The 3,274-nt window shown below is 51.3% G+C and carries 2 rRNA genes; both read left to right on the top strand.

Annotated elements, in window-relative coordinates:
- The first annotated feature begins 164 nt into the window (after window positions 1–164).
- A 23S ribosomal RNA gene (locus LVD08_RS27955) occupies window positions 165–3,056 on the top strand.
- Window positions 3,057–3,209: 153 nt separating this feature from the next.
- Window positions 3,210–3,274 (top strand): 5S ribosomal RNA (rrf, locus tag LVD08_RS27950); the annotation flags it as partial.

Raw genomic sequence — 3,274 nt, 5'->3', positions numbered from 1 at the left:
ATCGTTCTTTAAAAATTTGGGTATGTGATAGAAAGATAGACTGAACGTTACTTTCACTGGTAACGGATCAGGCTAAGGTAAAATTTGTGAGTGACTCTTAAGAGTTTTGCGAATTTTCGGCGAATGTCGTCTTCACAGTATAACCAGATTGCTTGGGGTTATATGGTCAAGTGAAGAAGCGCATACGGTGGATGCCTTGGCAGTCAGAGGCGATGAAAGACGTGGTAGCCTGCGAAAAGCTTCGGGGAGTCGGCAAACAGACTTTGATCCGGAGATGTCTGAATGGGGGAACCCAGCCATCACAAGATGGTTATCTTGTACTGAATACATAGGTGCAAGAGGCGAACCAGGGGAACTGAAACATCTAAGTACCCTGAGGAAAAGAAATCAACCGAGATTCCCTTAGTAGTGGCGAGCGAACGGGGACTAGCCCTTAAGTGGCTTTGAGATTAGCGGAACGCTCTGGAAAGTGCGGCCATAGTGGGTGATAGCCCTGTACGCGAAAGTCTCTTAGTCATGAAATCGAGTAGGACGGAGCACGAGAAACTTTGTCTGAATATGGGGGGACCATCCTCCAAGGCTAAATACTACTGACTGACCGATAGTGAACTAGTACCGTGAGGGAAAGGCGAAAAGAACCCCGGAGAGGGGAGTGAAATAGATCCTGAAACCGTATGCGTACAAGCAGTGGGAGCCCACTTTGTTGGGTGACTGCGTACCTTTTGTATAATGGGTCAGCGACTTATTTTCAGTGGCGAGCTTAACCGAATAGGGGAGGCGTAGCGAAAGCGAGTCTTAATAGGGCGTCTAGTCGCTGGGAATAGACCCGAAACCGGGCGATCTATCCATGGGCAGGTTGAAGGTTAGGTAACACTGACTGGAGGACCGAACCGACTACCGTTGAAAAGTTAGCGGATGACCTGTGGATCGGAGTGAAAGGCTAATCAAGCTCGGAGATAGCTGGTTCTCCTCGAAAGCTATTTAGGTAGCGCCTCATGTATCACTGTAGGGGGTAGAGCACTGTTTCGGCTAGGGGGTCATCCCGACTTACCAAACCGATGCAAACTCCGAATACCTACAAGTGCCGAGCATGGGAGACACACGGCGGGTGCTAACGTCCGTCGTGAAAAGGGAAACAACCCAGACCGTCAGCTAAGGTCCCAAAGTTATGGTTAAGTGGGAAACGATGTGGGAAGGCTTAGACAGCTAGGAGGTTGGCTTAGAAGCAGCCACCCTTTAAAGAAAGCGTAATAGCTCACTAGTCGAGTCGGCCTGCGCGGAAGATGTAACGGGGCTCAAACCATACACCGAAGCTACGGGTATCACGCAAGTGATGCGGTAGAGGAGCGTTCTGTAAGCCTGTGAAGGTGAGTTGAGAAGCTTGCTGGAGGTATCAGAAGTGCGAATGCTGACATGAGTAACGACAATGGGTGTGAAAAACACCCACGCCGAAAGACCAAGGTTTCCTGCGCAACGTTAATCGACGCAGGGTTAGTCGGTCCCTAAGGCGAGGCTGAAAAGCGTAGTCGATGGAAAACAGGTTAATATTCCTGTACTTCTGGTTATTGCGATGGAGGGACGGAGAAGGCTAGGCCAGCTTGGCGTTGGTTGTCCAAGTTTAAGGTGGTAGGCTGAGATCTTAGGTAAATCCGGGATCTCAAGGCCGAGAGCTGATGACGAGTTACCTTTCAGGTGACGAAGTGGTTGATGCCATGCTTCCAAGAAAAGCTTCTAAGCTTCAGATAACCAGGAACCGTACCCCAAACCGACACAGGTGGTTGGGTAGAGAATACCAAGGCGCTTGAGAGAACTCGGGTGAAGGAACTAGGCAAAATGGCACCGTAACTTCGGGAGAAGGTGCGCCGGTGAGGGTGAAGGACTTGCTCCGTAAGCTCATGCCGGTCGAAGATACCAGGCCGCTGCGACTGTTTATTAAAAACACAGCACTCTGCAAACACGAAAGTGGACGTATAGGGTGTGACGCCTGCCCGGTGCCGGAAGGTTAATTGATGGGGTTAGCTAACGCGAAGCTCTTGATCGAAGCCCCGGTAAACGGCGGCCGTAACTATAACGGTCCTAAGGTAGCGAAATTCCTTGTCGGGTAAGTTCCGACCTGCACGAATGGCGTAACGATGGCGGCGCTGTCTCCACCCGAGACTCAGTGAAATTGAAATCGCTGTGAAGATGCAGTGTATCCGCGGCTAGACGGAAAGACCCCGTGAACCTTTACTATAGCTTTGCACTGGACTTTGAATTTGCTTGTGTAGGATAGGTGGGAGGCTTTGAAGCGTGGACGCCAGTTCGCGTGGAGCCATCCTTGAAATACCACCCTGGCAACTTTGAGGTTCTAACTCAGGTCCGTTATCCGGATCGAGGACAGTGTATGGTGGGTAGTTTGACTGGGGCGGTCTCCTCCTAAAGAGTAACGGAGGAGTACGAAGGTGCGCTCAGACCGGTCGGAAATCGGTCGTAGAGTATAAAGGCAAAAGCGCGCTTGACTGCGAGACAGACACGTCGAGCAGGTACGAAAGTAGGTCTTAGTGATCCGGTGGTTCTGTATGGAAGGGCCATCGCTCAACGGATAAAAGGTACTCCGGGGATAACAGGCTGATACCGCCCAAGAGTTCATATCGACGGCGGTGTTTGGCACCTCGATGTCGGCTCATCACATCCTGGGGCTGAAGCCGGTCCCAAGGGTATGGCTGTTCGCCATTTAAAGTGGTACGCGAGCTGGGTTTAGAACGTCGTGAGACAGTTCGGTCCCTATCTGCCGTGGACGTTTGAGATTTGAGAGGGGCTGCTCCTAGTACGAGAGGACCGGAGTGGACGAACCTCTGGTGTTCCGGTTGTCACGCCAGTGGCATTGCCGGGTAGCTATGTTCGGGAAAGATAACCGCTGAAAGCATCTAAGCGGGAAACTTGCCTCAAGATGAGATCTCACTGGAACCTTGAGTTCCCTGAAGGGCCGTCGAAGACTACGACGTTGATAGGTTGGGTGTGTAAGCGCTGTGAGGCGTTGAGCTAACCAATACTAATTGCCCGTGAGGCTTGACCATATAACACCCAAGCAATCTGAATGCTCGAAAGAGACCAGATTGCGGTGTGTGAAGACGCAATGAACCGAAAGTTCGCGATGCTCACAAACACCTGTATCACATACCCGATTTGCTGAAGCGAGGCCAACCGGTCACGAGTCAGTACCCGAATTTCTTGACGACCATAGAGCGTTGGAACCACCTGATCCCATCCCGAACTCAGAAGTGAAACGATGCAT

Source organism: Pseudomonas sp. YL2, from assembly GCF_023063025.1.
Lineage (GTDB): Bacteria > Pseudomonadota > Gammaproteobacteria > Pseudomonadales > Pseudomonadaceae > Aquipseudomonas > Aquipseudomonas putida_A.
The sequence above is the reverse complement of the archived record's forward strand: the minus strand, read 5'-3'. Positions and strand labels throughout refer to the sequence as shown.